Raw genomic sequence first — 6,910 nt, 5'->3', positions numbered from 1 at the left:
CCACCCGATCGCCCCCGTTGGCCCAGCACCACGCGCGCGCCACCGCTCCTGCTGGCAGCGTGGCGGGCATGAAGAGCGGCACGCGAGGGTTCGTAGCGCGGTGGACCACCTGGGTGCCGGTCGTGGCGGTGGCCGCCCTCGTGCTGGGGTGGGGCCGGGAGCTGCCCACGTTCGCGCTGGCTGTCATCGGACTGTGCCTCATCGGCGCGGTCCTGGCGGCCGTCCATCACGCCGAGGTGGTCGCCCACCGGGTCGGGGAGCCCTTCGGCTCGCTCGTGCTGGCCGTGGCCGTGACCGTGATCGAGGTCGCCCTCATCGTCACGCTGATGGCGGGCGGCGGAGACAAGGCGTCCACCTACGCCAGGGACACCGTCTTCGCCGCGGTCATGATCACCTGTAATGGCATCGTGGGACTGTCCCTGCTGGTCGGGGCGTTGCGCAACCGGGTCGCCTTCTTCAACGCGGAGGGCTCGGGCGGCGCCCTGGCGACCGTCTGCACGCTGGCCACCATGACCCTGGTGCTGCCCACGTTCACCACGGGCCACCGGGGCCCCGAGTTCACCGGCGACCAGCTCGCCTTCGCCGCCGTCGCCTCGCTGCTGCTGTACGGGCTCTTCGTCGGGGTGCAGACCGTACGGCACCGCGACTACTTCCTGCCGGTACGGCCCGACGGGCAGCCGTGCGGACCCGACGAGCACGCGCTCCCGCCGACCGACCGGGAGACCTGGGCGAGTGTGGCCCTGCTGGTCGTGGCGCTCGTCGCCGTCGTCGGCAACGCCAAGCTCGTCTCACCGGCCATCGAGGACGCGGTCGATTCGGCGGGGCTGCCGACCGCCGTCGTCGGTGTGCTGATCGCCCTCCTCGTACTGCTGCCGGAGACCCTGGCTGCGGTACGGGCCGCCCGCCTGGGCAGAATGCAGACCAGCCTCAATCTGGCGTACGGCTCCGCCATCGCCAGCATCGGGCTGACCGTCCCGACCATCGCACTGGCCTCGATCTGGCTCTCGGGCCCGCTCGTCCTCGGCGAGGACGCGACCCATATGGTCCTTCTCGCCCTCACCGCCGTCGTGAGCGCCCTGACGGTGGTGCCGGGCCGCGCCACCCTGCTCCAGGGCGGGGTGCACCTGGTGCTGTTCGCCGCGTTCGTCTTTCTGTCGTTCAGCCCCTGACGCGAGAGCGGCGGGCCCGGTCCGTCCGCGCGGGCGCCGCAGGGCAGCGCGGGCCGCCGCCCCGGAACACCCACCGGGCGCCCCACCCGTAGCGCCGCCTACCGCAGGTCCACCACCCGCTTGATCTTCCCCACCGACCGCTCCAGCACCCCCGGGTCCACCACCTCGACCGCCACGGACACGCCCACCCCGTCCTTGACGGCCGCCGCGAGCGCCCCTGCCGCCTCCGCGCGCTGCCGGGGTGTCGCCTCCGGGCGGGCCTCCGCCCGTACGGTCAGCGCGTCCAGCCGGCCCTCCCGGGTCAGCCGCAGCTGGAAGTGGGGGGCGACATGGGCCGTACGGAGCACGATCTCCTCGATCTGGGTCGGGAAGAGATTCACCCCGCGCAGGATCAGCAGATCGTCGCTACGGCCGGTCACCTTCTCCATCCGGCGGAAGACCCGCGCCGTGCCGGGCAGCAGCCGGGTCAGATCCCGGGTGCGGTAGCGGATGACCGGCATGGCCTCCTTGGTCAGCGAGGTGAAGACCAGCTCACCCGGCTCCCCGTCCGGCAGCACCTCCCCGGTGAACGGATCGATGACCTCGGGAAGGAAGTGGTCCTCCCAGATGTGGAGCCCGTCCTTGGTCTCCACGCACTCCTGCGCCACCCCGGGCCCCATGACCTCCGACAGCCCGTATATGTCCACGGCGTCGATCGCGAACCGGTCCTCGATCTCGCGCCGCATCTCCTCCGTCCAGGGTTCCGCTCCGAAGATGCCCGTCCGCAGCGAGGTCGTACGCGGGTCGATGCCCTGCTTCTCGAACTCGTCGAGCAGCGTCAGCATGTACGAGGGGGTCACCATGATGATCTCGGGGCGGAAGTCCTGGATCAGCATCACCTGGCGCGCGGTCATGCCCCCGGAGGCCGGGATCACCGTACAGCCGAGCCGCTCGGCGCCGTAGTGCGCCCCGAGGCCGCCGGTGAACAGTCCGTATCCGTAGGCGACATGGATGCGGTGGCCGGGACGGCCCCCGGCCGCGCGGATCGAGCGGGCCACGACATCGGCCCAGATGTCCAGGTCGCGTTCGGTGTACCCGACGACGGTGGGACGGCCGGTGGTGCCGCTGGAGGCATGGAGGCGGCGCACCCGCGACCGGTCCACGGCGAACATCCCGAAGGGGTAGTTGTCGCGGAGGTCGGACTTGGCGGTGAGGGGGAACCGGCCGAGGTCGGCGAGCGTACGGCAGTCCTCCGGCCGCAGTCCCGCCCGGTCGAAGGACTCGCGGTAGAAGGCGACGTGGTCGTACGCATGGCGCAGACTCGCCCGCAGCCGCTCCAGCTGCAGCGCCTCAAGCTCCTCGCGGCCGAGCCGCTCCCCGGCGTCCAGCAGTTCCGTCATACGGGCCGCTCCTGTACCGAATCGGGCGACCGATCATTCGGTCGCTGTGTTCGGAGCCAGTAATTCAGCCCGTCGAGCCCCTGGCAAGAGGCTCGCGACCACTTCATCCGCGCCGTGGCGCGGATTCCCGGCCCGGGTCATCAGGTCCCGGCAGCCACCGCCCGCGCTGGGCGATCCGGCCCGGCTCGCCCACCGCGACCGGCTGGAAGGTCACCCCCACCACCTGATGTCCGCCAAGGCCGCTTCCGCGGCCTGTCCGGGAGTCGGGGCGATCGCTAGGCTGAGCCCGCAGACCATGCGGGAGGAGCACGGACGTGGCCGAGAGCACCACCACTACCACCACGCAGATGTTTTCGGGCTGGGACAAGCCCGAACTCGACCTCAGCAACGCCGACTGGCAGTCCGGCAGCCAGGGGGCGGGAGATGTCCAGATCGCCTTCGTGGAGGGATTCATCGCCATGCGCAACGGCGGCCGGCCGGATGGCCCGCCGCTGATCTTCAGCCCGGCCGAGTGGCGCGCCTTCGTGCTGAACGCCCGTGACGGGGAGTTCGACCTCACCTGAGGGCCCGACGGCACCCGACGGCACCGGCGGGCCGGCGTGCGACCCGGGCTCGCGCGACCGGGCGACTGCGCGACCCGCCCGCCCGCTGAACGCGGCGTGGACGGTGTCCGTATCACTGGGCACACCCCGGCCCGGGGAGCGCAGTGCCACCCGCCGGGATCCCGTTCCCCAGCGTGAGGATCAGCCATGAAGGACGCCGTCACCCCGTCTCTCCACGCTCTCCCCGACGGGGAGGCCGAACTCCGCCTGGTGGTCCGCCTCTCCTGGGAGGACCTCGCCGCGCTGGGCCGGGAGGCGACCGGGCTCGCCGCACGGCTGAAGCGACCCGTGACCCTCGACGAGGCCGCGAGCCACCGGCTGCGCGCCCGGGGGACGGGCGATTCCGCGTCCGGTTCCGCGGCCCCGGCCGAGCGTGAGCGGCCCGGCGCGGCCCCATCGGCTTCGGTGCCGTCGCTGCCCGCCGGGTCCTCGGCGTCCGCGAGGACTTCGGCCTCTGCTGTGTCTGCGGGATCAGCGGGATCGGCGGTGTCTGCGGCATCCGCGGTGCCTTCGCTGACCGCACGCACCGGCGGTGAGCAGGCCCGGCAGCCGCTGGACCGGGCCGGTGCCGCCCCCGCCGCCGCGACCCGCGCGCCCCAGTCGTCCGCCTGACCGCCTCCCTCGCCCCAGGAATCCGAACCGTTCCTTCCGCTTCCCGCCCGGTTCTTTTCCCGAATGCTTCCCAGCAGCCGTTTTCTGTCCGGACGGATACCTTGCCATGCCCGCTGGCGTACGCTGTGATCCCTCAAGGACGTCCGTCCCGGCGGCCCCCGCACCGTGCCGGGCGCGCGCCCGGCGGTGGGGGTGTACATGTCGCGACGTGCCGGTACCGTCAAGCGCCGCCTCTTCGAGCGCGAAGCCGAACTGGCCGCCGCTGACGAGGCGCTGACCGAACTGACCGGAGCGCGCCGCGATCGCCCCGGCGATCACGGCGGCCCCGCCTCACCGGCACAGCCGCGCGGCGCGCTGCTCGCCTTCGCGGGGCACCCGGGCCTCGGCAAGACCACCCTGCTCACCGAGATACGCCGCCGCGCCGCCGACCGGGGCTGCACCGTCCTCTCCGCGCGCGGCGGCGAACAGGAACAGCAGGTCGCCTTCCATGTCGCGCGGCAGCTGATCCAGCCCCAGCTCGCCGGTTCCTCCGAGGAGGAGCTGCGCCGGCGGCTGGGCAGCTGGTACGCCATCGTCGGCCCCGCGCTCGGCCTGTGCACCGCGGGCGCGGGCGCACCGCCCGACCCGCAGGGCCTGCGCGACGGACTCGACTGGGTCCTCACCCACCTCGCCGTCCAGCGCGCCCCGCTCGTCCTCGTCCTCGACGACGCCCACTGGGCCGACCCCGAGTCCCTGAGCTGGCTCGCCTCCTTCGCACCGCGCGCCGAAGAGCTGCCGATGCTCCTCGTCGTCGCCTACCGGCCCGAGGAACTCCCCGACCACGCCCACCAGTTCCGCCGGCTGCCCGGCCGGGCCGGACAGCGCCCCCTCGACCTCGAACCGCTCACCGCCCCGGCCGTCGCCCGGCTGGTCCGGGACTGGCTCGGCGACCGGGCCGAGGACGCCTTCTGCCAGGAGTGCTGGGCCGTCACCACGGGCAACCCCTTCGAGACCATCGAACTCCTCGCCAAGGTCCGCGACCGGTCCATCGCACCCGACGAGTCCGGCACACCGCTGCTGCGCGATCTCGCCGCCGCGGTCAAGGGCAGCGGGCTGATCTCCCGGCTCGACCGGCTCGGCCCGGCCACCGTCCGCTTCGCCTGGGCGGGCGCCGTCCTCGGCACCGAGATCCAGCCCGCACTCGCCGCGGCCGTCGCCGGACTCGGCACCGAAGCCGCCGCCGACGCGGCCGACCGGCTGCGCGAGGCCCGTATCCTCACCGGCACGCCGACGGCCGACGGCACCCTGGAGTTCGTCCATCCGCTGATCGCCACCGCCGTCTACCGCGCGATACCCGACGCCGTGCGCGTCGCCCTCCACGGGCAGGCCGCCTGGTGCGTCGTGGACGCCGGACTCGGCGCGACCGCCGCCGCGCGCCATCTGATGGAGACCCACCCCGAGGGCGACCCCTGGGTCGTCCAGCGGCTGCGCGAGGCGGCCCGGGAGACACTGCGCGCCGGAGCCCCCGACGCGGCCCGCCGCCAGCTCGCCCGCGCGCTGCGCGAACCCCCGGCCCCCGCCGACCGGGCCGCCGTCCTGTACGAACTGGGCTGCTCCTCCCTCCTCACCGAACCCGCCACCACCGTCAACCATCTGCGGGCGGCACTCGACGAACCCATCGCCGACCCCGCCCTGCGCCAGGGCATCGTCTACCGGCTCTCCCAGGTCCTCGCCCACTCCGACCGGCTCGGCGAGGCGACCGAGACCCTCGCCGACGAGGCACAGCGCACCACCGACCCGCGCACCCGGCTGCGGATGCGGGCCGAGAAGTTCATGTGGGACGCCTTCCGCGCCGATGAACCCGGGACCCCCGCCCGCTCCCGGCGGCTCGCCCGGCTCGCCGACCGGCTCACCGGACGCGACCTCACCGAGCGGTACATCATCGGCCTGCGCGCCTGGGACGCCACCCTGCGCGCCGAGCCCGCTTCCGTCGCCCTGCACCACGCCGAACGCGCCCTGGCGGGCGGGCTGAGCTGGGCCGTGGCGGACCGGGGCTTCGAAGTCCCCGTACTCGTCGCCCTCACCTTTGTCTTCGCCGACCGGCCGGGCCGCGCCGAGGAGCTGTTCGCCGCCGGGACCGCCGAATTCGAACGCCAGGGCTGGCGCGGCGCCCATCTGTCCTTCGCCTACACCCTCCTCGGCTATGTCCGCTACCGGTGCGGACGGCTCACCGAGGCCGAGGAACTCGCGCGCGCCGGACTGCGCCTGGCCGAACGGGTGGGCCCCCGCACCCCCGCCGAGTGGTACGGCGTCTCCGTCCTGGTGGAGACGCTGCTCGCCCGGGGCCGGGTGGCGGAGGCCGGCCGTGTCGCCCGCGACCACGACTTCGGCGAACCCTTCCCCGCCGCCGTGACCTTCCCCGACTCGCAGACCGTGTACGGCGAACTGCTGCTCGCCCAGGGCCGGACCCGGGAGGCGGCCGTCGAGCTGGCGTCCGTGGGCGGCAGGCTGGACCCGCGCGGCATCCACAACCCCGCCTGGTGCCCCTGGCAGCTCCACCTCGCCCTCGCCGAGGCGAAGGACGCGCCGGAGCGGGCCAGGGCGCGGGCCCTCGACGCGGTGGAGCGCGCCCGGCGGTACGCCGCCCCGTCCGCCATCGGGCAGGCGCTGCGGGTCGCCGCCGAGGTGTCGCACGGCGACGAGCGCACCACCCTCCTGCGGGAGGCCGTCGCCCAGCTGGAGCGTTCCCCCGCCGCCGGTGAACTCGCCCGCGCCGAGGTCGCCCTCGGCACCCACCTGTGCCGTACCGGCCGTCCCGAGGACGGCGCCGACCTCCTCCTGCGCGGTCTGGCGGGCGCGGCCCGGTGCGGCGCCGACCTGCTCGCCGCCACGGCCCGCGACGAACTCGCGGCAGCGGGCGTACGGCCGCCCCGGGCCCGCGCCCCCGAAGGGGATGAGCTGACCACCCGCGAGCGCACCGAGGCCGTCCTGACCGCCCAGGGCCGGGACCGCGCGGCCGTGGCCGCCGCGCTCCACCGCGACGCACCGGCCGTGACCCGGCTGCGCTCCGCCGCCGACCGAGGGACCGGCGCGGACCAGCCGGATCCGCCGGTGCCTCCCGGCGAGGGTGCGGGCGTTTCCGCCGCCCACCTCGGGTCGGGCGCGGACG

5 protein-coding genes are annotated in these 6,910 nt (G+C 74.4%); 4 read left to right on the top strand and 1 reads right to left on the bottom strand.

Annotation, left to right across the window (positions count from 1 at the left end; all coding sequences use genetic code 11):
• The first annotated feature begins 68 nt into the window (after window positions 1-68).
• A complete protein-coding gene (locus ACWF94_RS28705) occupies window positions 69-1,169 on the top strand; it encodes a calcium:proton antiporter (RefSeq protein WP_453494660.1) in 1,101 nt (366 codons plus the stop codon).
• Between the two features lie 98 nt (window positions 1,170-1,267).
• On the opposite strand, the gene paaK is transcribed toward ACWF94_RS28705, so the two are convergent.
• A complete protein-coding gene (gene paaK, locus ACWF94_RS28700) occupies window positions 1,268-2,548 on the bottom strand; it encodes a phenylacetate--CoA ligase PaaK (protein ID WP_453494654.1) in 1,281 nt (426 codons plus the stop codon).
• A 347-nt stretch (window positions 2,549-2,895) separates the two neighbouring features.
• On the opposite strand from paaK, the gene ACWF94_RS28695 reads away from it, so the two are divergent.
• The 3 genes from ACWF94_RS28695 to ACWF94_RS28685 form a co-directional block, all read left to right on the top strand.
• Window positions 2,896-3,111 carry a DUF397 domain-containing protein gene (locus tag ACWF94_RS28695; RefSeq protein ID WP_453494657.1) on the top strand — a complete coding sequence of 72 codons (216 nt, stop codon included), beginning with the start codon at window positions 2,896-2,898 and terminating at the stop codon, window positions 3,109-3,111.
• A gap of 186 nt (window positions 3,112-3,297) precedes the next feature.
• On the top strand, window positions 3,298-3,762 hold the full coding sequence (locus ACWF94_RS28690) for a hypothetical protein (RefSeq protein WP_453494651.1): 465 nt from the start codon (window positions 3,298-3,300) through the stop codon (window positions 3,760-3,762).
• A gap of 198 nt (window positions 3,763-3,960) precedes the next feature.
• Window positions 3,961-6,910 (top strand): ATP-binding protein (locus ACWF94_RS28685; RefSeq protein ID WP_453494648.1); only part of this gene is annotated, 2,950 nt, incomplete at its 3' end.

Source organism: Streptomyces sp. NPDC055078 (genome assembly GCF_053607985.1).
This window is presented reverse-complemented; position numbering and strand designations above follow the sequence as displayed.